The organism is Pseudomonas sp. Tun-23181, from assembly GCF_057415455.1.
The window spans coordinates 545,433-568,211 of record NZ_CM171630.1 but is presented as its reverse complement, the minus strand read 5'-3'; the positions used below and the strand labels follow the sequence as shown (position 1 = coordinate 568,211).

General features: G+C 66.8%; 17 protein-coding genes. 16 read left to right on the top strand and 1 reads right to left on the bottom strand.

Annotated features, from left to right (window positions below; translation table 11 throughout):
* The first annotated feature begins 3 nt into the window (after positions 1–3).
* The 9 genes from ACDI39_RS03030 (at position 4) to ACDI39_RS02990 (ending at position 11,001) form a co-directional block, all read left to right on the top strand.
* Positions 4–1,014, top strand: a complete 1,011-nt coding sequence (locus ACDI39_RS03030; RefSeq protein ID WP_225787951.1) for a polysaccharide deacetylase family protein — start codon at positions 4–6, stop codon at positions 1,012–1,014.
* Positions 1,011–2,315, top strand: coding sequence for an oligosaccharide flippase family protein (locus ACDI39_RS03025; RefSeq protein WP_253104042.1), 1,305 nt, complete (start codon positions 1,011–1,013; stop codon positions 2,313–2,315). The genes ACDI39_RS03030 and ACDI39_RS03025 overlap by 4 nt, the downstream gene beginning before the upstream one ends.
* A complete protein-coding gene (locus ACDI39_RS03020) occupies positions 2,312–4,246 on the top strand; it encodes a hypothetical protein (RefSeq protein ID WP_225787953.1) in 1,935 nt (644 codons plus the stop codon). Before ACDI39_RS03025 ends, ACDI39_RS03020 begins: the two co-directional genes overlap by 4 nt.
* A gap of 34 nt (positions 4,247–4,280) precedes the next feature.
* Positions 4,281–4,970: a GNAT family N-acetyltransferase gene (locus tag ACDI39_RS03015; protein WP_253081382.1), complete on the top strand. Its 690-nt coding sequence runs from the start codon at positions 4,281–4,283 to the stop codon at positions 4,968–4,970.
* A gap of 3 nt (positions 4,971–4,973) precedes the next feature.
* Positions 4,974–6,140, top strand: a complete 1,167-nt coding sequence (locus tag ACDI39_RS03010) for a GNAT family N-acetyltransferase (RefSeq protein ID WP_225787955.1) — start codon at positions 4,974–4,976, stop codon at positions 6,138–6,140.
* Complete coding sequence (locus ACDI39_RS03005; RefSeq protein WP_225787956.1) at positions 6,112–6,912, top strand: ChbG/HpnK family deacetylase; 801 nt, start codon at positions 6,112–6,114, stop codon at positions 6,910–6,912. The genes ACDI39_RS03010 and ACDI39_RS03005 overlap by 29 nt, the downstream gene beginning before the upstream one ends.
* Before the next feature lie 108 nt (positions 6,913–7,020).
* Complete coding sequence (locus ACDI39_RS03000; RefSeq protein ID WP_486537604.1) at positions 7,021–7,536, top strand: sigma-70 family RNA polymerase sigma factor; 516 nt, start codon at positions 7,021–7,023, stop codon at positions 7,534–7,536.
* Positions 7,533–8,468, top strand: a complete 936-nt coding sequence (locus ACDI39_RS02995) for a DUF4880 domain-containing protein (RefSeq protein ID WP_486537602.1) — start codon at positions 7,533–7,535, stop codon at positions 8,466–8,468. Before ACDI39_RS03000 ends, ACDI39_RS02995 begins: the two co-directional genes overlap by 4 nt.
* 106 nt (positions 8,469–8,574) lie before the next feature.
* Positions 8,575–11,001, top strand: a complete 2,427-nt coding sequence (locus ACDI39_RS02990; protein ID WP_486537600.1) for a TonB-dependent siderophore receptor — start codon at positions 8,575–8,577, stop codon at positions 10,999–11,001.
* Here the strand turns inward: ACDI39_RS02990 and ACDI39_RS02985 are convergent.
* On the bottom strand, positions 10,989–13,208 hold the full coding sequence (locus ACDI39_RS02985) for a putative bifunctional diguanylate cyclase/phosphodiesterase (protein WP_225787961.1): 2,220 nt from the start codon (positions 13,206–13,208) through the stop codon (positions 10,989–10,991). The two genes, ACDI39_RS02990 and ACDI39_RS02985, sit on opposite strands and share 13 nt — an antisense overlap.
* 138 nt (positions 13,209–13,346) lie before the next feature.
* Between ACDI39_RS02985 and ACDI39_RS02980 the strand changes: the two genes are divergently transcribed.
* The 7 genes from ACDI39_RS02980 (at position 13,347) to ACDI39_RS02950 (ending at position 22,779) form a co-directional block, all read left to right on the top strand.
* Entirely contained in the window at positions 13,347–14,966 is a 1,620-nt protein-coding gene (locus ACDI39_RS02980; RefSeq protein ID WP_253104025.1) for an NADP-dependent glyceraldehyde-3-phosphate dehydrogenase, read from the top strand.
* Positions 14,967–15,150: 184 nt separating this feature from the next.
* Positions 15,151–15,618 carry a VOC family protein gene (locus tag ACDI39_RS02975; RefSeq protein WP_253081378.1) on the top strand — a complete coding sequence of 156 codons (468 nt, stop codon included), beginning with the start codon at positions 15,151–15,153 and terminating at the stop codon, positions 15,616–15,618.
* Between the two features lie 84 nt (positions 15,619–15,702).
* Positions 15,703–16,890: a hypothetical protein gene (locus tag ACDI39_RS02970; RefSeq protein ID WP_486537597.1), complete on the top strand. Its 1,188-nt coding sequence runs from the start codon at positions 15,703–15,705 to the stop codon at positions 16,888–16,890.
* A gap of 496 nt (positions 16,891–17,386) precedes the next feature.
* On the top strand, positions 17,387–19,492 hold the full coding sequence (locus tag ACDI39_RS02965) for a type VI secretion system Vgr family protein (RefSeq protein ID WP_486537595.1): 2,106 nt from the start codon (positions 17,387–17,389) through the stop codon (positions 19,490–19,492).
* On the top strand, positions 19,489–20,064 hold the full coding sequence (locus tag ACDI39_RS02960; protein ID WP_410045975.1) for a DUF4123 domain-containing protein: 576 nt from the start codon (positions 19,489–19,491) through the stop codon (positions 20,062–20,064). The genes ACDI39_RS02965 and ACDI39_RS02960 overlap by 4 nt, the downstream gene beginning before the upstream one ends.
* Positions 20,061–20,903 (top strand): hypothetical protein, encoded by an 843-nt coding sequence (locus tag ACDI39_RS02955; RefSeq protein ID WP_253081814.1) that lies wholly within the window; start codon positions 20,061–20,063, stop codon positions 20,901–20,903. The genes ACDI39_RS02960 and ACDI39_RS02955 overlap by 4 nt, the downstream gene beginning before the upstream one ends.
* Positions 20,896–22,779, top strand: a complete 1,884-nt coding sequence (locus ACDI39_RS02950; protein WP_486537592.1) for a hypothetical protein — start codon at positions 20,896–20,898, stop codon at positions 22,777–22,779. The genes ACDI39_RS02955 and ACDI39_RS02950 overlap by 8 nt, the downstream gene beginning before the upstream one ends.

Sequence of the window (22,779 nt, the reverse complement as noted above, 5' to 3'; positions counted from 1 at the left end):
GTCATGCCGATCAAGACCACTCTCAAGCGTGCCGGCGGTTGGCTGTACCTGAACTCGCCCAAGGGCCGCAGCCAGCTGCGCGGCGCCGGGGTCATCCTGATGCTGCACCGGGTGCTGCCCGACGACGCGAGCGCGGCCCTGCCCCATCGCAATGAACTGTGCGTCGGACCGCAGGCCTTCGAGTGCCTGCTGCGCTGGTTGCCACGGCACTTCGACTGCGTGCACCTGATGGACCTGCTCAAGGCCCATGAACACCCCCGTGGCACACAACGGCCCAAGGTCGCCCTGACCTTCGACGACGGCTGGCGCGACAATGCCCTGCATGCCTTTCCACTGCTGCAACGGCACCAGGTGCCGGCGAGCATCTTCCTGTCCACCGACTACATCGGCAGCCGCCAGCGCTTCTGGTGGGAGAGCCTGGGCGAGACCCTGTGGGGCAGCCATGGCGAGGCGCCGCGCCAGGCCCTGATCGAACAACTGCGCAAGGTCGGCCGGCCAGTGCCGGCGGCCTATTTCATCCATGAGCGCCCCCATGCCCGCAGCCAGGTGCTGGCCGGCTACCTGCAAAGCCTGAAGTCGCTCGCCCCACAGGCACTGTGCCTGCTGACCGACGCCTGCCCGGCCGAGTCGCAGCCCCAGGCCCTGGACTGGCGCCAGGTGCGCCAGTTGGAAAGCACCGGGCTGATCCGCTTCGGCCCCCACGGTGCCAGCCACGCGCTGCTGCCGGGGCTCGACGACCAGCGCCTGGACGAGGAGCTGAGCCGCAGCCACCAGGCCTTGCAGCAAGGCTGCACGCAGCCGCTGCCGGTGTACTGCTACCCCAATGGCGACCATGACGCCCGGGTTCGCGCGCGCCTGGCAGCGCACCGCTACCCCTATGCCCTGAGCACCCGCGCCGGGATCTGCCAAGGGCATGACGACCCGCTGGCCCTGCCACGCATCGGGGTCAGCCAGCGCACCGCCAGCCGGCCTTCGCTGCTGGCCTGGCGCATCAGCCGCGGAGGCACGGCATGAACCGCAACAGCTACCTGCGCCACATGCTGCTGAGCATGGGCACCAAAGTGGCGATGATCGCCCTGCGCCTGCTGCGCAACGTGTTGCTGGCGCGCATCCTCGGCCCCAGCGAACGTGGCCTGTTCGCCCTGCTCAGCACCCTGCCCGACCTGATCAGCGCGTTCACCAGCGGTGGGCTGAACACCGCGGTCGGCTACCAGGCGGCCCAGCAACGCAGCCTGGGCCTGCTGCTCAGCCAGGTGCTGGTCTACGGTTGCCTGATCGCCGGGGCGCTGACCCTGGTGTGCGTGGCCCTGGCGCGGACCTTCGGCACCGAGCTCGAGGCCACCGCCCAGCTCGGCCTGCTGGCCTGGCTGCTGCTGTTGGCGGTGCCGCTGACGGTGCTCAAGAGCGGCCTGTTGACCCTGCACAACAGCACCGGCGGCGTCGGCGCCTTCAACGCCCTGCGCCTGACCGAGTCGCTGGTGCCCTTGCTGCTGTTCGTCGGGTTGTTCTGGATGTGGCACGACGCGGCCCTGGAGGCGGCGCTGATCAGTTGGCTTGGCGGCCTGGGCCTGGTGGCGCTGCTGGGTCTGTACTGGCTCGGCCGCCAGCACTCGATCCGCCTGCGCTGGGACTTCCGCGGCCAGCGCGAACTGCTCGCCTACAGCGCCAGGAGCCACCCGGACGTGCTGTTCCAGCAGATGATCCTGCGCTCGGACTACCTGTTCATCGGCGCCCTGCTCGGCAGCACCGCCCTGGGCCACTACGCCATGGCCAGCGCCGCCGCCGAACTGCTGCTGATCGTCCCCGAGGCGGTCACCACGCCCTTGATGAAACGCCTGCTGCAGCAGGATGCCGGCATGGAGCGACTGACCCCACTGGCCCTGCGCCTGACCGCCACGGTGATGCTCGGCGCCTGCCTGGGCATGGCGCTGATCGGCGAGTGGCTGATCGTCACCCTGTTCGGTGCCGAGTACCAGCCGGCCTACCCGGCCCTGCTCGCCCTGCTGCCGGGGCTGCTGGGGTTGTGCTACGCGAGCATCCTGCGCCTGGACCTGCTGGGCAAGAACCGCCCCGGCACGGTGTCGTTGCTGATGGGCCTGGGGGCGGCGCTCAACCTGGTGCTCAATGTGGTGCTGATCCCCACTTTCGGCATCGTCGGCGCCGCGCTGGCCTCGTCCATCGCCTACCTGGCAGTGACGGTGGCGATGCTGGTGCTGTACTGCCGGCTCAGCGGCGTTCCCCTGTGGCAGACCTTGCTGGTGCTGCCCAGCGACCTGACGCCGCTGCGCCAGATGCTGCAACGGAGGCCGGCATGAAGCACCTGGCCCTGTTGCTCGCCAGCCTGACGTTGGGCACTGCCGCGCAGGCGGCACCGCTGTCGTGGGGCGATATCCGCGATGGCAGCCTCTACCTGCTCGCGCCCCGCGGCGACACCCTGGACATCCGCTGGCGACCGGCCTGGCAGGCCGAGGCCAACCATGAACGGCTCTACCTGCTCGACGGCCAGGGCCAGTTGCAGGCCGAGCGCCACATCCCCCCCGAGCAGGCCCGCGGCCACCAGCGCTGGCCGCTGCCTGCCAGCGACAACGCCTACCGCCTGGAGATCCCCGGCTACAGCTTCCGCCGCTACCGAGTCGAGTACAGCGACGGCACCCGCGCCCTGTTCGCCCCGGCCAAGGTGCACTTCAGCGCCGAAGTGGGGCCGGGTGTGACGCTGTTCTTCCAGGTGCCGGCCGGTGTGCAGGCCACCCTGGCCGGCAAGTACCACGGTGGCGTGCGCGGCCTGCAGGTGCAGCGCCTGGGCGACGAGCGGCAACTGGAGCTGACGCTCAAGCCCTACCGCGCCTACTGGCAATTCGACCAACTGGCACTGCCGGTATCCAGCACCGCGCAAACCTACCGCCTGCACTTGCAAGGCCGGGGCAAGGCGGCCTTCTGGCTCGACGGCAGCGCCAACCTGTTCGCCCAGCGCGCCGCAGACCTCGGCCCACTGCCGAGCGCCGAGGGCAAGGTCGCCCTGCGCCTGGGCGGCAGGGTGCTGGGCCCGACGCCCAGCCTGGGCGTCAACCTGCCCTACGTGATGCCGCCCCCTTCCAGCCATGCAGTGCTCGATGCCTTGCAGCCCCGGGCCGCCGGCTACTACAGCCTGCTCGACCTGCTGGCGCGCAAGCCGAACTACGAAAACGACTTCCGGCGCTTCTACCAGCAGCGCTACCCGATCACGCAGGACATCACCCTGCTCTCGGGCACCGGACGGCGCTCGGTGCTGGCTGCCGACCGCACCAGCGACGATGGCCTGGACGCCTGGCTCACCGCCACCCGCGAGCTGGGCGGCAAGGCCTTGCATTACCTGGCGTTTGCCGACGAGCCGAACCTCAACTACAGCGACTACGCCAGCTACCGGCGCTACTTCCAGGCCATGCTCGAGCGCGTCCAGCGCTTCCCCGGTGCCCGCGAGGCCGGGGTGCGCATCGCCATGCCGGCCAGCTCGAACCTGGTCAACGGGCCATTCCACGAAGGCAGCCGCCAGCGCATCGGCCTGGACTGGTCGCGGCGCCTGCTCGCCGAACACGACGCGCAGATCGACGCGCTGGCCTGGCACGAGTGGATGGTCCGCGACCTGCTGGCCACCCGCAGCTACCGCGACAGCGTGCGCCAGGCCGCCGCACTGGTTGGCCTGGACGACCAGGGCCGGCCGCGCAAGGCGCTGCTGCTGGACCAGACCAACATGTCCAGCGGCTCCAGCCTGAGCCGCTACGACCAGGACACCCACTACGCCAGCCTGTGGTGGGCCTCGGTGGTGGTCAACGCCTCGGCCGATGGCCTGCTCGACATGCTCAACTGGTTCCATGTGGCCGACGAGCCGGAGTGGCCCAAGGGCATGGTCCGCGTGCTCGGCGAGGACCACTTCGAACTCAAGCCGGTGGGGCTCGCCCAGCAGTTCATCCAGCGTCACTGGCTAACCCAGGTGCTGAGCCTGGACAACGACGCCTTCGAAGTCGATGCCCTGGCCATGGCCGAAGGCCGCCAGCGCAGCCTGCTAGGTGTCAACAAAACCGAGCGCGTGCAGCAGGTGGGCCTGACCCTGGCCGGGACACCGGCGCGCCGCGAGTGCCCGCAAGGCCAGTTGCAACTGTTCGGCCCCGACAGCCAGGCCCGGCAGGCCGCCTTCACCTGCCGCGACGGCACCCTGCACTTTCAACTGCCAGGGCAGACGCTGTTCGCCCTGACCTGGAGCGCGCCATGAGGCGCGCCTCGACCTGCAGCCATCAGGAGGCACCATGCACGTACTGAGCAAACTCCAGGACCGCATCAAGCGCAAGGGACTGCGCGACACACTGGCGAGCGCCTTCCGGCACTACGTCTTCTACCATTGGGAACTGCTGTGGATGGAGCGCGACCTGGAGACCCCGGTGCCACCGCACCGGCTCAAACCCTACCCGCCCCTGCGCGTGGAGACGATCACGGCGAACAACGTACAGGCCTTTGCCCGGCACTTCGGCGACCGGGTCGAGACCATGCGCGAGCTGGCCGCCGAGGGCCACACCGGGCTGATGTTCCTCGACGACGACGGCGATGCCGTGGCCTTCATCTGGGGCAGCCCGCGGCACTACCACGACCGGCACTTCTATGGCTGCTGGTTCCCGGTGGGGCCCGGCGAATTCTTCGAGTTCGGCGGCGAGCTGATCCGCAAGTATTGGGGCACCGAGCTCTCCGTGGACCTGCAACTGGCCCTGTGGAAGGCCATGGCCGCCCAAGGCTGCAACAAGGTGGTGGACGTGTGCGAGCAACACAACATCCCGGCGCTGAAGCTACACCTGCGCATGGGCTACCAGGAGCAAGGACGAATCATGAACGTGTACTGCCTGTTCGGCCGCTGGAAGTTCTTTCGCGAAACCCGTTACCAGGCGTCGCGCCTGGAGCCCCTGCGCAAGCCGGTGCCCGAGGGCACCACGGCCACGGCGTCCTGAGCCATGGGCCTGGACCTGAGCTGGTGCGCCTCGCTGTGCACCGACGACTTTCCCGCCGCCGGCTACGAGGCGCTGCGCCGCCGCCTGCCCGGCAGCACGCCATTCAACCACCTGGGCTGGCTGCGCGCCGCCGAGGCCGCCCTGCAGCCAGGCCAGCAGTTGCAGGTGTTGCTGGGGCATCAGGACGGCCGGCTGTGCCTGTGCCTGCCCCTGGTGCGCCAGCGCGAACCCTTCGGCCCCCTGAACGTGCCGGTGGTGCGGCACCTGGGCCATCCACTGAGCGACCGCATCGCCCTGCTCGTCGACCTGCCCGAGCGTTGCGCCAGGCAGGTGCTGCAGGTCATCCGCAAGCGCCTGCCCCACGCCCTGCTGCAGCTTGGCGAAGTCCCCGGCGAGGACGGCGACGACTGGTTGCGCCAATGGGCCATGGCCAGCTCGACCTACGAACGGCGCCTGACCTGCAAGGTACCGGTGCACCGCATCAGCGAGGCCGACCGCCAGGAGGTCAGCGGCGACCCGCGCTACAAACTGCGCCGCGCGCGCAAGCGCATCAAGGCCTGCGGCGCCCTGGTGCGGCGGGTCCTGGCCACGCCGCAAGACATCGTCGCGCTGCTCGACGCCGTGAGCGCCGTCGAGGCGGCCAGCTGGAAAGGCGACGACGAGGTCGGCATCTTCTCCGGCGACACGCGCCGCCAGTGGATGTACCAGGCCTTCACCGCCCTGGCTGCCGAAGGCCTGGTGTGCCTGGTGCTGCTGGAGCTGGACGGGCGCTGCATCAGCTATCGCCTGGGCTTGCTGGAGCGTGGCCGGGTCTACGACTACAACCTGGCCTTCGTCCCCGAGCATCGCGACCTGGGCAGCGGCCGCGTGCTGCTGGAGGAGTGGATCCACTGGGGCCTGGAAGACGGCTGGACCTGGGTCGATGCCTCGCGCGTGAGCCTCGAGAACTCCAGCCACCAGCTCCACGAACGCATGACAGGCCAACTCGAACAGTGGCGCATCAGTTGCTACAGCTGGCGCCTCGACGGTATCGCCCTGGGCCTGGCCCTGCGCTGCTGGCAGTGGCTCAAGCCACGCCTGCGCAAGCGCGCGGCCACGGCCGCGGGCGATGTTGTCCCCCATCCCCCACAGGAGAGCCCGGATGCCATCCCAGGTCATAGTCAACGCTGACGACTTCGGCCTCAGCGCCCACACCAACGCCGTGATCCTGCATGCCTTCCAGGCGGGCCTGATCAGTTCGGCCACGGCCATGGCCAACATGCCCGCCTTCGCCGGTGCCTGCGTGCTGGCCCAGCAACCAGCGCTCAAGGGGCGGATCGGGCTGCACTTCAACCTGACCTATGGGCGGCCGTTGAGCCAGGCGATCCTCGCCGAACAACGGTTCTGCGCCCCTCATGGGGAGTTCGACCTGCGCCTGAAGCGCCGCACGCTGCGGTTGTCCCGCAGCGAACGCGAAGCGGTCGAGCAGGAGCTGCAGGCCCAGTGGCAGCACTGCCTGGACCACGGCCTGGTGCCCAGCCACCTGGACTCGCACCAGCACGTGCACAACATCTGGCCGATCGGCGAGCTCGTCGCCCGCTTCGCCCGCCAGCAAGGCGTACCGGTGCGCCTGGCGCGCAACCTGGGGCACAACATCGGCCCGTTGAAACGGCTGTTCAAGACGCTGCTCAACAGGCGCTTGCGCCAGCTCAGCGGGGCGACCGCGGACTATGTCTGCACGCCCGTGGACCTGAAGGCGGGGCTGGCGCCCAAGGCGGGGGTGCTGGAGGTGGTGGCGCATCCCAGCGCCCTGGGCGGCCATGACTTCGGCGATGCCTACCTGGCCAGCGGCGAGTCGTTGAAGGCCCTGGTCGACTCGCAGTTGGGCGCGGTCGGCAGGATCGGCTACCAGGCGCTGGTCCCGGGCAAGAAACCTTGCCCCAGCGAAGTCGAACCGGCTTGAAACCCTGCCGGCGCGTCCCCGGTCGGCAGGCCGGGGGCGTCGGGATATTGTCTGATGGGCGGGAATAAATAATAATCCTTCTCATTTCATATCATACCTGCCTCGCCCATGTCGTCACCGGATACCTCCTCCCTGCGCCAGCACGTCCTGCATCGCCTGTTCGGCGAGCATCACGGCTGGCTGCTCGGGCGCCTGCGGGCCCACCTGGGTTGCCGCCACGACGCGGCAGACATGGCCGCCGAAGCGTTCGTCCAAGTGGTTGCCCATCCCGCGCCACACAGCATCCGCGAACCCCGTGCGTTCCTCACCACCATCGCCAAGCGCCTGGTCTATGCCAGCTGGCGCCGGCGCGACCTGGAACGCGCCTACCTCGAGGCCCTGGCGCAGGAACCCGAGGCGACCGCGCCCTCGGCCGAGGAACGGGCGCTGGCGATGGAAACGCTGCTGGCCCTCGACGCCTTGCTCGACGGCCTGTCGCCCAGGGCGCGCGCGGCGTTCTTCTGCAGCCAGCTCGACGGCATGAAGTACGCCGACATCGCTGCGCAGCTTGGCGTCTCGACCATCCGTGTTCGGCAGTACGTAGCCAAGGGGCTCAAGCTGTGCTGCCAGGAGCTGCTGTCGTGAGCAAGGCCATCGAACAGGCCATCGAATGGACCGCCTGCCTGGGCTCCGGCGAGGTGTCCCCACGCGAGCAGCAGGCCTTCGAGGCCTGGCTGGCCGCCGATCCGGCCCATGTCCGGGCCTGGACACGGGTCCAGGGCCATCTGGCGCTGACCCTGACGCCCCTGGCCGAGGGCGGGCCTGCACTGCGCCAGACCTTGCAGTCGGCGCCCAGCCTCGACCGCCGCCACTTGCTGCGTGGCGCCTTGGCCATGGCCGGGCTCGGCCTGGGCAGCTACCTGCTGGGCAAGACCGACCTGGCGCAGGAACTGGCTGCCGACCTGCGCAGCGGCACCGCCGAGCGGCTCGCCCGCACCCTCCCCGACGGCAGCCGGCTGCTGCTCGATGCCTGCAGTGCCGCCGACCTGCACTTCGATGCCCAGGCCCGCGAGGTCCGCCTGCGCAAGGGCAAGCTGCAGTTGCAGGTCGTCGCGGGCGCCCGGCCGTTCACCGTGCGCACCCCGGACGGCCAGGTGCAGACGACGGATGCCCGTTTCACGGTTGCCCTGCAGGCGCAGGCGAGCCGGGTGTGGGTACAGGCCTCCAGCGTCGCCATTCGCACCCTGGGCGGCGCCGAGGCGACGCTCGGCGAGGGGCATGGCGTGCGCTTCGATGTCGCCGGTATCCAGCGCCTGGCCGAGCATCGACGCGGCGAGAGCAGTTGGACCGGCGGCTGGCTCAGCGTCGATGACTGGAGCCTGGGCGAGCTGGTCGAGGCCTTGCGGCCCTACCGCCGGGGCATCCTGAGAATCGCCCCGCAGGCCGCTGATTTGCGGGTATCGGGCCTGTTCCCCCTGGATGACAGCGACGGCGCCCTGCGCGCCCTGGAGCAGACCATGCCGCTGAGGATCGAACAGACCTTGGGCTGGTGCACCCGCATCGAGTTGCGGGGTTAGCCAGATCAATTTTTTTCATCTCCCTATATCGCTTTCGCGCTCTCGTCACACATAGGTCCTGAAGCCGCACGAAAAACGCGGACCCGACCGACCTATGGAGCCCTTCATGCCCCCACGCCACCCCTTCCTGCTCGCCCCGCTCTGCCTGGCACTGGCCTGTTGCCTGCCGGTGGGCGTCGCCTGCGCCCAACCCCAGGCCGACAGCCGCCAGCAGACCTGGACATTCGACCTGCCCGCCGCCTCGCTGGCCACCACCCTCGATCAGGTCGCCCGGCAGAGCGGGCGCACCATCGTCTATGCGCCGGAACGGGTACGCGGCTTCTTTGCACCGGCCATCCAGGGCCACATGACCGCCGAGCAAGCCATCGCCCGTGCCCTCTCCGGCACCGGCCTGGTGCTGCAGGTCACCCCCGGCGGCATCCTGACCCTGGACCGGCAACGCACCGACCAGGTCAACCTCGGCGAAGTCATGATCGACGCCACGGCCGCCGAACAGGCCTGGGGGCCGGTCAGCGGCTACGTGGCCACGCGCAGCGCCACCGGCACCAAGAGCGACAGTGCGCTGCTCGAGGTCCCGCAGACGGTCAACGTGGTCACCCGTGACCAGATGCAGGCCCAGGGCGCGCAGAACGTCACCGAGGCCGTGCGCTACACCCCCGGGGTGGTCGCCTCCTTCGGCGATAGCGACAGCCGCAACGACGTCCTGCAGAGCCGTGGCTTCTTCCTGCGCTACAACCTCAACGGCTCGCGCCTGCCCTACGGTGCCTACAGCGCCGCGATGATGTGCATCGAGCCCTATGGCCTGGAACGCATCGAAGTGCTCAAGGGCCCGGCCTCGGTGCTCTACGGCCAGAACACCCCCGGCGGGCTGGCCAACCTGGTCAGCAAGCGCCCGACCTTCTCGCCCGTGCACGAGATCCAGCTACAGGCCGGCAGCAACGACCGCACCCAGGGCGCCTTCGACTTCGGCGACGGCCTGGACGACGACGGTACCCTCGCCTACCGCCTGACCGGCCTGCTGCGTGACAGCCAGGGCGAAGTCGACCACGGCTACGACAAGCGCGAGTTCATCGCACCGGCCCTCACCTGGCAGCCCAGCGAAGACACCCGCCTGACGCTGCTGAGCCACTACCAGAAAGACCGCAGCATCTCCGACTACGTCGCCTTGCCGGCCGACGCCAGCCTGCACGCCGGCGCCAACGGCCGCCTGCCGCGCAACCGCTACCTGGGCGAGCCCGGCTTCGACGGCTACGAGCGCGAGCAGTTCTCCCTGGGCTACCTGCTCGAGCACCGCCTGAACGACGTCTGGAGCCTGCAGCAGAACCTGCAGGTCAACCGCGTGCAGATCGACAACAGCGCCAGCCCCGGCTACCTGCTCAGCGCCGACGGCCGGGAACTCAGCCGTGTCGCCACCCGTGGCGAAGGCCAGGCGCGCAGCGTCACCGTCGATACCTTCGCCCAGGCCGACTTCACCACCGGCCGCCTCGGTCATCGCTTCCTGGCAGGCGTGGACTATCTCTCCCTGACCGACGAATACCAGTTCGCCTCGGGGCTCTACACCACCCCGCTGGACATCTACGCGCCGCGCTACGGCCAGGCGGTGCCCGAGCTGATTCCCCGGATCGACTACCACCAGCAGCGCGAACAGACCGGCCTGTACCTGCAGGACCAGATCCGCCTGGACAACTGGCTGTTGACCCTCGGCGCCCGCCAGGACTGGGTCTGGACCCGCACCGAAAGCGGCCTGGCCGGCGAGAACCGCAGCAAGCAGCGCGAAGACAAGCCGACCGGCCGCATCGGCCTGGCCTACCTGTTCGACAACGGCCTGGCGCCGTACCTGAGCTATTCGACCTCGTTCGAGCCGCTGGACGGCACCGACTTCTCCGGGCGCCCCTTCACGCCGATGACCGGCGAGCAGTACGAGGTGGGCGTGAAGTACCAACCGCCAGGCAGCAACGCGTTCGTGACGCTTTCGGCCTTCGAGCTGACCCAGGAGAACATCACCACGCCCGACCCAGACCCCACCCACGCCGGCTTCAACGTGCAGACCGGCAAGGCACGAGTGCGCGGCCTGGAACTGGACGCCAAGGCCAGCCTGCACGAGCGCCTGGACCTGCTGGCCTCCTATGCCTACATGGATTCGCGCGTCACCAAGGCCAATACCGCAGCTGACGGCAGCAGCCTGAAGGGCAACGAACTGGTCCAGGTACCTGCGCACCAGGCCTCGCTGTGGCTCGACCACACCCTGGGCGACGGCCTGTTGCAGGGCGCCGGGATAGGCTTCGGCGCACGCTACATGAGCAAGGCCTACGGCGATGCGGCCAACACCCTGGAAATGCCGGGCCGCACCCTGTTCGATGCCAGCCTGCACTACGACCTGGGCAAGGCCGATGGCCGCCTGGATGGTGCCGACCTACGCCTGAGCGCCAACAACCTGTTCGACAAACGCTACGTGGCGTTCTGCCAGAACGCCCTGCAGTGCTACTACGGCCAGCGCCGGACACTGCTGGCCACCTTGACCTACCGCTGGTAGTCGAGCAGCCAGCGCTGCAACGCCTGGGCCGGCATCGGCCGGCCCAGCAAAAAGCCCTGCCCCTGGTCGCAGCCGGCATGCCGCAGGAAGTCGTACTGGGCCTGGGTCTCGATGCCCTCGGCGGTGATACGAAAGCCCAGGGCATGGCCCAGGTCGATGATCGCCCGGGCGACGGCTACCGCGTCGTCGTCATCGGGCAGGTCCTTGATGAAGGCACGGTCGATCTTCAGGTGGTCGATGGGCAAGGCGCGCAGGTAGGCCAACGACGAGTAGCCGGTGCCGAAGTCGTCCACCGCCGTGGTCACCCCCATCGCCTGCAACCGGGCCAGCACCGCGCAGGCCTGCTGCTGGCTCTCCATCAACAGGCTCTCGGTGATTTCCACCTCCAGCAGATGCGGCGCCAGGTCATGGCGCGCCAGGGCCGTGGCCAGGCTGCTGACGAAGTCGCTGCGCTCGATCTGCAGGGCCGCCACGTTGACCGCCAGCGGGCCAGGCAGGCAGTCCTCGGTCCGCCAGGCTGCCAGTTGCGCACACGCCAGCTCCAGGACCCGCTCCCCCAGGGGGATGATCAGTCCGGTGCGCTCGGCCAGGGGAATGAACGCCCCCGGCGACACCAGACCGTGCTCCGGGTCGCGCCAACGCAGCAATGCCTCGATCCCTTCCAGGCGCCCGCTGAACAGGTCGACCTTGGGCTGGTACCACAGCTCGAACTCGTTGTGCTGCAAAGCCCGGCGCAGGTTGCGTTCCAGCTCCAGGCGCTGCTGCAGACGCTCGGTCATGTCGGGATGATAGGGGCGCCAGGCGTTGCGCCCACTCTCCTTGGCCACGTACATGGCGGTGTCGGCATGGCGCAACAGGCTGTCGACGTCCTCGCCATGCCGCGGGCACCAGGCCAGGCCGATGCTGCCGGTGACCAACGCGGCATTGCCGTTGAGATCGAAGGGCCGTTGCAGGCAGTGCAACAGGGCACGGACCTGGTGGCTGACCTGCTCCTGGCTGCCCTGGAGCATGAACACGAACTCGTCGCCGCCCAGCCGGCAGACCCGGTCCGGGGTGTCCAACTCCTGCAGGAAACGCGCCGTGGCCTGCTGCAGCAACAGGTCGCCCATGGCATGGCCAAGGCTGTCGTTGACCTGCTTGAAGCCATCGATATCGAGCATCAGCACCGCCAGGCCCTCGCCTTGGGCGATCGCCTGGGCCAGCTGTTGCTGGAACAGCACCCGGTTGGGCAAACCGGTGATGGTGTCGTAGTGGGCCAGGCGTTCGAAGCGGGCCTGGGACTGGCGCAGCTCGCGGTTGCGCTGTTGCAGCAGGCGATGATTGCCGCTGAGCTGGGCGACGAACAGGCTGAACAGCCCGGTGCAGCCCAAGGCGAAGAAGAACAGCGGCGAAGCGAACAGGCCCAGGGTCGGCCAGCCATCGCGGGGCGCGGCCACCAGTTGCCAGTGCCCGCCCGGCACCTCGACCGTCTGGCTCAGCAAGGGGTCGTCGAACAGCCGCGCATCGCCCCAGATCAGCGCCCCGTCGGCGCCCTTGCCATCGCCTCCGCGCACGGCCAGCTGGATCTCCAGCTCCGGCCCCAGGCCTGCCGCCCACAACAGGCGGTCGGTATCGGCGACGATCGACACATTGCCCCAGTAGAGTTTCACCCCACGCTTGCCGGTGATGAACACCGGGCGCCGGTAGATCAGCGCCCGGCCGCCCTGGTACAGCTGGACCGGCCCGGCCAGCACCGCCTGCTGGTGTTCGCGGGCCGACTGCAGCAGGGGGAACTGGTCCGGCAGGTGGCGGTAGTCCAGGCCCATGATCGCCTGGTTGCCCTCCAGCGGATAGACATCGCGGACCACGTCCGCCGGTGCCAGGGCGACATGGCGCATGTAGGGTACCGAGTCGAGCGCGCCACGGGCCATGCCGTGGAAGTGCCCGACGCTGATGCGGCCATCGGCGGCGATCAACTGGGCGATGCCCTCGGCCTCGCCGAATGCCGCGCGCAGCTGTGCCTCCAGGGCGGCACGCACGCCAGAGAGGCGTGCGCTGAGATTGGCCAGTTGCTCGCTCTCCCGGCGCTGCTGGTCCAGGTGCCCGAGCAGCGCCGACAGGCCGATGCCCACCAGGGCGAAGCCGACCGGTAGCAGGCGACCGAGGGTACGCCGCAGTGTCCCTTTTGCAGGCGCCGGTTCATCGAGGGGGGTAGGGAGGGTTCTCATGGGCGGCGGCCGAGGTCTATTCATCCTGTATCGGCGCGGTGGCGCCAATGTTGAGCCAGACTGGTGTTTTTCTTCACCAGGGTGCATGCTCGCAAGCTGAAGCGTTTCACCCCCAAGAAAAAGTGAGGTGCAGTACCCATGGACCGTCTGCTCGATTCGCTGTTTCCCGAAGCCTGTGACATCCCCGAGGCCTGGCGCCTGGGTGAGCCCCTGGAGCAACGCGACTACCTGGTCGCCGGCCAGCTCAGGCGCTGGGACGGCCCACTGGCCACGGTACGCAGTCCAGTGTGGATCAAGGACGGCGATGGCGAACACCAGGTGGTGCTCGGCAGTGCTCCGCTGCTCGATGCCAAGACCGCTCTCACCGCCCTGGACGCCGCGGTCGAGGCCTACGACAAGGGTCGCGGCGCCTGGCCGACGATGCGCGTGGCCGAGCGTATCCAGCATGTCGAAGCCTTCCTGGCGCGCATGCGCGAGCAGCGCGAGGCGGTGGTCAAGCTGCTGATGTGGGAGATCGGCAAGAACCTCAAGGACTCGCAGAAGGAATTCGACCGTACCTGCGACTACATCGTCGACACCATCGACGCCCTCAAGGACCTCGACCGCCGCTCCAGCCGCTTCGAGCTGGAACAAGGCACCCTCGGCCAGATCCGCCGCGCGCCCCTGGGCGTGGCGCTGTGCATGGGGCCCTACAACTACCCGCTCAACGAAACCTTCACCACCCTGATCCCGGCGCTGATCATGGGCAATACCGTGGTGTTCAAGCCAGCCAAGTTCGGTGTGCTGCTGATCCGCCCCTTGCTGGAGGCGTTCCGCGACAGCTTCCCGCCAGGGGTGATCAATGTCATCTATGGCCGTGGCCGCGAGACGGTGAGCGCCCTGATGGCCAGCGGCAAGATCGACGTGTTCGCCTTCATCGGCACCCACAAGGCGGCCAGCGACCTGAAGAAGCTGCACCCGCGCCCGCACCGCCTGCGTGCCGCCCTGGGGCTCGATGCCAAGAACCCGGGGATCGTCCTGCCCCAGGTCGACCTGGACAACGCGGTCGAGGAAGCGGTCACCGGTGCCCTGTCGTTCAATGGCCAGCGCTGCACCGCGCTGAAGATCCTGTTCGTCCACGAGGATGTGGTCGAGCCGTTCCTCGACAAGTTCCAACGCAAGCTCGCCGCCCTTGAGCCGGGCATGCCCTGGGAGCCAGGCGTGGCCCTGACGCCGCTGCCCGAGCCTGGCAAGGTCGACTACCTCGACGGCCTGGTGGCCGACGCCACCGCCAAGGGCGCGCGAGTGCTCAACCCGGGCGGCGGCCACAGCCGCGGCTCGTTCTTCTACCCGGCCCTGCTCTACCCGGTCGGCCGCGACATGCGCGTGTACCACGAGGAGCAGTTCGGCCCGGTCGTGCCGGTGGTGCCCTACCGCGACCTGCAGACGGTGATCGACTACGTGCTCGACTCCGACTATGGCCAGCAGTTGAGCCTGTTCGGCAACGACCCGCACACCATCGGCATGCTGGTGGACACCTTCGCCAACCAGGTCGGGCGCATCAACCTCAACGCCCAGTGCCAGCGCGGGCCGGACACCTACCCGTTCAACGGCCGCAAGAACAGCGCCGAAGGCACGCTGTCGGTGCACGACGCCCTGCGAGTGTTCTCCATCCGCACCCTGGTGGCGACCAAGTTCCAGGACGCCAACAAGGCACTGATCAGCGAGATCATCCGCAACCGTCAGTCGAGTTTCCTGACGACCGACTACATTTTCTAGCCGGGCCAGCTGGGGCGTATAGCAGCCCCAGCATTCTTTCCAACAATGTAACTGACGACTAGAACGCAAAGACCTTGAAGGCACCACCACTAATGGGGAAATGACATTTGCGTATTCGGCGAAACTGTACAAGCATACAGTTTCGTCTCATGCATGAGCCCACCCCAAGAAGGAGGACCTGGCAATGGCAGTCAAACCCATCCCCGAAGGGCAACACAGCATCACCCCGTACCTGGGCATCCAGGGCGCAGCCAAGGCCATCGAGTTCTACAAGCAGGCCTTCGACGCGGTCGAGATGTTCCGTCTCGACGGCCCCGACGGCCGCATCGGCCACGCCGAGCTGAAGATCGGCGACTCCTCGCTGATGCTCGCCGACCCGTGCGACATGGAAGACGGCCTGGCCGCCAGCCAGTCGGTCTCCGGTACGGCCATCGGCCTGCACCTGTATGTCGAGGACTGCGACAAGGTCTATGCCCAGGCCGTCGCCGCCGGTGCCACCGCGGTGCGCCCGCTGCAGGACCAGTTCTATGGCGACCGCAGCGGTGTCCTCAAGGACCCATTCGGCAACCTGTGGTTCGTCTCGACCCACAAGGAAGACCTCAGCCCCGAGGAAATCCGCGCCCGCGCCGCCAAGCTGTTCGCCGGTAACTGAGCGGCAAGCTGCAAGCTGCGAGCTTCAAGTTGAATGCCGCGCGGCTTTGCTTGAAGCTTGAGGCTTGTAGCTTGGAGCTGCTTCATGCGAATCATCGAAAAGAACGCCACCCAGGTGCGCACACTGACGCCGGCCGAGGAAGAACTGCTGGCCGGTTTCGTCACCGGCACCCTCGCCGGCCCACGCCTGTTGCAGGCCAATCAATGGCTGATGAAAGTGCGCAGCGCCAACCAGTGGCTGGCCTGCGATTGCCGCAAGGATGCCGTGCCGGTGCTCAATGTCACCCTCAACGGCAACACCGGCACGCTGTTCCTACGCAACAACCCGGACACGCCCGAACATGCCCCTGGTTGCCCGTTCAGCAAGGCCGAGCGCGAGGCCACCGAGCGTGTCACCGAGGCCGTGCAACCTGCAGCCTGGCTACCGCCCGATACACCGCTGCGGCTGCTCGGCGATTTCCGCCGGGCCAGCGAAACAGCCAGCGGCTCGGCCGAGGCCAACGAGCGGCGCGAACAGCAGCGCCTGCTGTCGCTGCTGCTGACCTGGATCGAAGCCAGTGGCTTGAACGTCTACGCCACCCACCTGAAGAAAGACCTCACCGCTCAGTTCGCCGAGCTGCGCAGCGTCGCTGGCCGGTATCCGCTGCTGGAGCGGGTCCCGGCCAGCAACTACCTGGAAACCCGCCTGGACATGAAGCACATGATGATGCTCAAGTCCCGCCTGCGCGAGGCCACGGTATTCGGCAACCACCGCCGCCACGGGCTGCTGCTCGACTGTGTCGACCAGATCAAGGGGCGCAAGCTGTTCAATGCCCGCAGCGAGGACGGCTTCGACTTCCAGGGGCACCACCTGTACTGGGGCGGCAACCGGGCGACCGGCCCCTTGCTGGCCCTGGCGCTGTATTCGCCGACCAGCGCCGGCAGCCACTTCTATGAGCTGATCCATGTGGCCAGCGTACCGGTGCTGTCCCGTGGGCACCTGTTCCCGGTGTATCGCGACGAGGAACGCGAGCCGCTCAAGGCACTGGTGTCGCTGGTCGACTGGATGGCGAGCAAGGGCGTCAAGGTGCTGATGCGCCGCCCGGTGATCGGCGGCCAGGTGATGGACGAACTGGTGCTGACCTCCGACCAGGACCGGGTGCTGTCGGTGTCGCTGCTGGAGCAGCCGGCCGGGCCCGAGCCGGATGCCGAGAATTTCAAGCGCTATGCCGACTTCAAGAGCCTGGAGACCTTTCGCAAGTATGTGGCGGGGTTCTTCATGCGTGAGCGTTGAGGGGCCAGGCTGCCTCTCAATTCAGGGCTGCGGAGACGAGCATCCAGCGTGATTTGACGCTCGTCGTTCCCCAGAAGCGTTTTTGTTGTTCGAGCCATCGACGCCGAGCAGTCCGATCACGAATGGACTGATCATAAAAGCAAGTTGAATCTCTATAGACCAGCTGTTCACATCAATCATGGGTAAAGTCATAAATACGTTCGCCTGCCAGTTCGCCAATCACACCGCCAGTAACGCCCCATCAATGAACTCGGGGGGGCAAACATCACCGTTGTGCGAATTCCTTTTGCCTAGTGAAGCCAAACAATATAGCGATCTTGGCAACCAAGCGTTGAGTTAGGCGCACACCTACATAAATAGAGAAATCTCCCACAACAACCTAGGAATCCGCTGGCAAGACTTCTTCTTATCCACCACTTACGGTCCTTACCTTGTTTCGTTACCGAATGCTCTCTTTTCACAGCGGGCGCTCGGTAAATCTGGATAAGGATCTTCCATGCCTCACCAATCCGATCTGCGTTACAGCTTCCAGCCCCTTGTTGGCAACGCCTTGTTCGAGGTGGTGTCGTTCAAGCTCCACGAAGCCCTCAGCACACCCTTCACGTTGCACCTGGAGCTGGTCAGCTTCGACGACGATGTCGCCTTCGGCGAACTGCTCGACAAACCCGTCCTGTTCACCCTCTGGCGCGGCGAACGCCCGTTGCGCTACGTGCACGGCCTGGTCAGCAGCTTCAGCCAGGGCGAGAGCGGTTTCCACCGCACCTACTACCACGCCCTCGTCGAACCCCAACTGGCCCGCGCCAGCCTGCGCTCGAACTGGCGCATCTTCCAGCACAAGAGCGTCCCACAGATCCTCGAACTGATGCTCAAGCGCCAGGGCATCACCCAGTTCGAGCTGGGCACCAGCTTCGAGCACCAGGTTCGCGAGTTCTGCGTCCAGGCCGGCGAGACCGACCTCGAGTTCATCGCCCGCCTGGCCGCCGAGGAAGGCTTCGTCTACCGCTTCGAGCACAGTGCCAAGCAGCACAAGCTGCTCATCACCGACCGGCTGCTGTCGCTGGGGCTGATCAGCCGAGGGGCCCACGAGCACGACGACGAGGATGACGGCTTCTTCGAGGACGATGAACCCACCGCTCCCCACACCGTGCTGTACCTGGCCAACAGCGGCGGCGACCAACCCAGGCCCTGCCTGCGACGCCTGCGCTACAGCGAACAGGTGCGCAGCACACGCCAGGTGCAGCGCGACTACACCTTCACCAACCCTGGCTACCGCCAGGAACATGCCGCGAACGCCCCTGAGGTCGTTCACCCGGCGCTGGCGTATGAACGCTTCGACTACCCCGGCCGCTACAAGCGCGATGCGGTCGGCAAGCCCTTCACCGAAACCCGCCTCACGGCCCTGCGCCATGACGCCCGTATCGCCGACGTCAAAGGCGACGACGCGCGCCTGCAACCGGGCCTGAGCTTCAACCTCGTCGGCCACCCGAGCGAAGACCTCAACGCGCACTGGCGGGTGATCCGCGTCACCCATGAGGGTTCCCAACTCACCAGCCTCGAGGAAGAAGCGGCCGGTGCCCATCAGGGCACACGCTACGAGCAGAGCGCGGTGCTGGTTCCCGGCATGGCCGAGTGGCGCCCCGAGCCCCAGCCCAAGCCGCGCATCGACGGCCCGCACATGGCCACCGTGGTCGGCCCGCCCGGTGAAGAGATCTATTGCGATGAGTGGGGCCGGGTCAAGGTCAGCTTCCCCTGGGACCGGGAAAGCAAGGACAACGAGTTCAGCTCCTGCTGGGTGCGGGTGTCGCAAGGCTGGGCCGGGGGTAGCTGGGGCTCGATGGCCATCCCGCGCATCGGGCAAGAGGTGATCGTCCAGTACGTCAACGCCGACCCCGACCAACCGATGATCATCGGGCGCACCTATTGCGGCAACCAGCTACCGCCCTACGAACTGCCCAAGCACAAGACGCGCATGACGATCAAGAGCCAGACCCACAAGGGCAAGGGGTTCAATGAACTGCGCTTCGAGGATGAGCTGGGGCAGGAGGAGGTGTTCATTCATGCGCAAAAAGACCTGAACACCAAGGTGCAGCACGATGAAACCCTCACCGTCGGCAACGACCGCAAGATTGCCACCGGCCGCGACTGCAGCTCGAGCGTTGCCCGTGACGAATCGACCACGACGGGGCGAGACCGGCGCGACCATGTCCAGCAAGACCTCTTCACCACGATCGACCGCAATGAAGTGCGTTCCATCGGCAACGCGAGTCACGACACGATCGGAACCGATCATTCCCTGAGCATCGGCGGTAACCAGTCACTCATCGTCGAAGGCGCACGCAGCGTGGAAGCCCGGACAGCCCAACGCCTGCTGACACCGTCCTACATGCTTCAGGGTACCGAGCGCATCCATATCCGCGGCCCCAGCGGCAAGATCATCCTCGATGCCGACGGCATTACCCTGGAAGCGCCCAACATCCGCTTCAAAGGCAACGTCACCTACCTGACGCCGGTGCAAGAGCAGCTCGAAGCGATTGAAGCGGCCATCCGTGAAGGCTCTCCCCTGATCGAAGAATGCCCCTTTGCCGATAGGGGCGACGCATGAGCCTGCATCAGCGATTGAGCGATCACGCAGCAATAGGTGATGCAGGTCGCGACAGCCTGTTCCTGCTGGCCGAAGCCTCTACCACCCCAGGCTTGCTCGGCCGCCTGGAGTTCCATGCCATCGAACACCAGTGCCTTTGGTACCTGGAGCAGAATCCCGGGCTGGAAAAGCATGCGCCGATACTCTTCCCGCTGAAACCCGGTAGTGACCTGGACACGTGGCTCGGCACACTGGACGGCTCGCTCGCCTTCACCGCGTTCGAGGCCACCTTGCCACTGGAGGCACTGGCGCAGCACCTACGCCGCTTCGGCAAGGTGCAGCAAGGCAAGCAACGGTACTTTCTACGCCTTGGCGACCCGCGGTCGTTGAGCCTGTATGTGGGATCACTGGCACAGCACGCCGATACCTTGGCCAGGCTGTTCGACCATGGGCGCGTACTCAGGCTCTATTTCCATGACCCCGCAACAGACCTGGCACTCGGCGTCCAGCCATTGTTCGAGCAAGCGGAAGACGCCTGCGAGCAAGAGGGTTACCTGGCCTGGCTGCGCCCTGAGCGGGAGGGCGGCCAATGAAATTGCCACCCCTGGACCTCGATGCGCTCCACAAGGCCGCGCTGCACGCCACGAACCGCCAGTTGGCCCAGTATCTACTCGATACCCTTGGCCCCACGCTACCCCGCCTGCATACCCGCCACGCACACATCCACGCGCTGGTCGCCCAGGCGGGCAACCTGGTCTGCCACGAGGGGTACGGCAGCACCCGGGAATACAGCGTGCTGGTCCTTACTCATTTCCTCCTCGGGCTGGGCTGGTGGAACGACCTCGCCTGCCAACCGCTGTGGCCTGGCACCCAAGCTGGCGGGCTGGCCCAGGATGAGCGGCTCGGCTTGCTGGCCGAGCAGGCGATCGCCCACCGTCAGCAGCTCGAAACCCAGTTGCCCCACATGCACGACATCATCCTGGCCATGTTGGGCTGGCGTGAAGATGCCAAGGACGACGACAGGCTCTGGCATTCGATCACCCAGCTGATGGCCCTGCGCGGCCTACCTTCGGACACGCACGAGGACTGCTACTGCCAATATGAGTCGGATGCCTGCGAGCGTTATGGGCTCCGCCCTCTGCAACACAAGGAACTCAATGGCAATGAGATCCTGGCCTATCGGCATTACGGCAAGCGCCTACCACAGCCTTCCGATGACCTGAAACACCTCCCGGCACTCCCCCGCAACCAAGTGCTGCTGCACGTCCTGCTGGCGATCGCTTTCGGACGCCATTTCTACCTCAATCCGCTGTTCGCCACCTGGGTCACGTCGCTGGACGAACAGGGCTCCGCACGCCAGAGGTGCCAGGTGCTGGGCAAGCAACTGACCGCTCACCAACGCGCACTCAAGGACACACCTTCGCATGTCTGAACCCCTTTTACCCCCCGGCCTGGAAAGGCTGCGCCAGGGCGTGCGCAACGGTGCACTACCCGTGCCCCCTACCCTCTGCGTGCCCTGCTCCCTGCCCGGCGCGCTGTTCTCCCTCGACGGCAACGACGGCTGCGACCACCTGCTGGGCATCCCCTCCCGCGATGGCGTCGGCCCTGAGTGGTTCCGCCGTAACCCCTGGATCCGCGACAAGACGCGCAATCAGCGCGACACCTTCCTGCAGCGGGTCCTGGAACACGCCGGCAGCACGCTAGGCGATGCCTGGCTCGCCGAGTTCCATGCCTTCGCCGCCACCGAAAAGCTTGAACTGGTGTGCGTCGATGACCAGTTGCAACTGGACGACCTGGCGCCGCCAGTGCTCGACCACATGGGCGTGCGCACCCACCAGGGGCTGGGCTTCGAGCTGCAGCGCAACTTCTTCTTCAGCGATCACAAGATCTACTTCGCCACCTTCACCCACGCCCGCTGGGCCGAGGCGCCGCGCGAGGAGTACACCGACGAGAACGGCGAGCATCGGATCAGCCCGCCCTATACCTGGCATACCCCCACCGGGCTGTACCCCGTCGAACTGGCCAGCGAGCAACTGGCCCGCCACTTCGCCGAGGCCAAGGCCAGGTCACGCGCCTGGGAGGGCGTCAAAGGCGCCGGCGAGCTCGCCCTCGGCGTGCTGGCCTTCGTGCCGGTGGTGCGCGGCATCACCGGCGCCGCCTCGGTCGGGCGCTACGTCTTCGTGGCCCTGGAAGCGGCCCTGGCCGCCGATGCCATGGTCGATGGCAGCCACCGCATGATCACCGGCGAAGGCCTGAGCATCGGCGAACACTTCTTCACCGAACTGGCGCGGCTGGCCAACCCCGCCACCGCCGAGGACCGCGGCAAGCAGGTGTTCATGGCCATCAACCTGGCCTTGTTGCTGCCCGCGGCCCTGGGCGGTGCGCGCTGGCTGATGCACAAGCTCCTGCCTGGCGGCGTGACCACGGTCAGGCTCGACAATGCCGCTCTTACCCAGGAGGAAGTCCGTCGCCTGGGCAAGCGCAGCGCCGGCGAAGTCACCGTGCTCGAAACCCGCATCGAGCGGCCCGCCCGCGACGGCGGGCTGCCGGTACGGGCCAGCGAACTGCACGCGGTGGACCGCAACGCCAGCCTGGTTTCCCTGGACGTCACCGGCGGCAAGGCCGACTACGCCTACATGGCCACCACCCTGCGCGACCGGCTGGTGGCGCTGATCCAGCACAGCGTGGGGCCGGTGCGCATGGGCGGCAGCTTGACGCGGGTGGTGGCCGATGCGGGTGAGGAGGCCCTGGCCGCGGCACTGGTCAAGCACTGGAACGTCAGGCCGCAGAACATCCTCGGCTACAGCACCGACCCTGCCATTCCCAGCCGTTTCGGGCTGAAGAACAAGAGCGACCATGGGATCGACATGTTGGTGTATGTGCCGCCACCACCGTCGATGAAGGTGAGGAATCCGACTACCCAGGCTATGCGTCATCACATCGATGGTTTGAAGGGAACAGCGCCGGTGGAAGAGATGCGCTTTGAAGAAGGAACGTTGTTGGTGATCGAGGTGAAAACGACGCTGGGGAAGAGTAAAACGCCAAGCCTTCTCAAAACTCAACAGGTTGGCGGAGCGAAGAATATCCGACGAGTAGATACGCTTATCACCAAAAAGAAAAGAGGCTGGGACCTCGAAAAACTAAAAGCAAATCAGCCAGATATCGAATCCAGAACACAGGGTCTTCGCGACGCCATGAGAACTGGAAAGATTGCATACCTTCACGCACAAATCTTCTTCAGCCCAAACGGCCAACTAAACAAAATTGCAGGAAACGCCACCGGCATCCAGATAAATAAATGGGACTAA

Excerpts from the sequence above, each read along its gene's own strand:
- ACDI39_RS03030 (WP_225787951.1), top strand. The coding sequence starts at position 4 with ATGCCGATCAAGACCACTCTCAAGCGTGCCGGCGGTTGGCTGTACCTG.
- ACDI39_RS03025 (WP_253104042.1), top strand. The coding sequence starts at position 1,011 with ATGAACCGCAACAGCTACCTGCGCCACATGCTGCTGAGCATGGGCACC.
- ACDI39_RS03020 (WP_225787953.1), top strand. The coding sequence starts at position 2,312 with ATGAAGCACCTGGCCCTGTTGCTCGCCAGCCTGACGTTGGGCACTGCC.
- ACDI39_RS03015 (WP_253081382.1), top strand. The coding sequence starts at position 4,281 with ATGCACGTACTGAGCAAACTCCAGGACCGCATCAAGCGCAAGGGACTG.
- ACDI39_RS03010 (WP_225787955.1), top strand. The coding sequence starts at position 4,974 with ATGGGCCTGGACCTGAGCTGGTGCGCCTCGCTGTGCACCGACGACTTT.
- ACDI39_RS03005 (WP_225787956.1), top strand. The coding sequence starts at position 6,112 with ATGCCATCCCAGGTCATAGTCAACGCTGACGACTTCGGCCTCAGCGCC.
- ACDI39_RS03000 (WP_486537604.1), top strand. The coding sequence starts at position 7,021 with ATGTCGTCACCGGATACCTCCTCCCTGCGCCAGCACGTCCTGCATCGC.
- ACDI39_RS02990 (WP_486537600.1), top strand. The coding sequence starts at position 8,575 with ATGCCCCCACGCCACCCCTTCCTGCTCGCCCCGCTCTGCCTGGCACTG.
- ACDI39_RS02985 (WP_225787961.1), bottom strand. The coding sequence starts at position 13,208 with ATGAGAACCCTCCCTACCCCCCTCGATGAACCGGCGCCTGCAAAAGGG.
- ACDI39_RS02980 (WP_253104025.1), top strand. The coding sequence starts at position 13,347 with ATGGACCGTCTGCTCGATTCGCTGTTTCCCGAAGCCTGTGACATCCCC.
- ACDI39_RS02975 (WP_253081378.1), top strand. The coding sequence starts at position 15,151 with ATGGCAGTCAAACCCATCCCCGAAGGGCAACACAGCATCACCCCGTAC.
- ACDI39_RS02970 (WP_486537597.1), top strand. The coding sequence starts at position 15,703 with ATGCGAATCATCGAAAAGAACGCCACCCAGGTGCGCACACTGACGCCG.
- ACDI39_RS02965 (WP_486537595.1), top strand. The coding sequence starts at position 17,387 with ATGCCTCACCAATCCGATCTGCGTTACAGCTTCCAGCCCCTTGTTGGC.
- ACDI39_RS02960 (WP_410045975.1), top strand. The coding sequence starts at position 19,489 with ATGAGCCTGCATCAGCGATTGAGCGATCACGCAGCAATAGGTGATGCA.
- ACDI39_RS02955 (WP_253081814.1), top strand. The coding sequence starts at position 20,061 with ATGAAATTGCCACCCCTGGACCTCGATGCGCTCCACAAGGCCGCGCTG.
- ACDI39_RS02950 (WP_486537592.1), top strand. The coding sequence starts at position 20,896 with ATGTCTGAACCCCTTTTACCCCCCGGCCTGGAAAGGCTGCGCCAGGGC.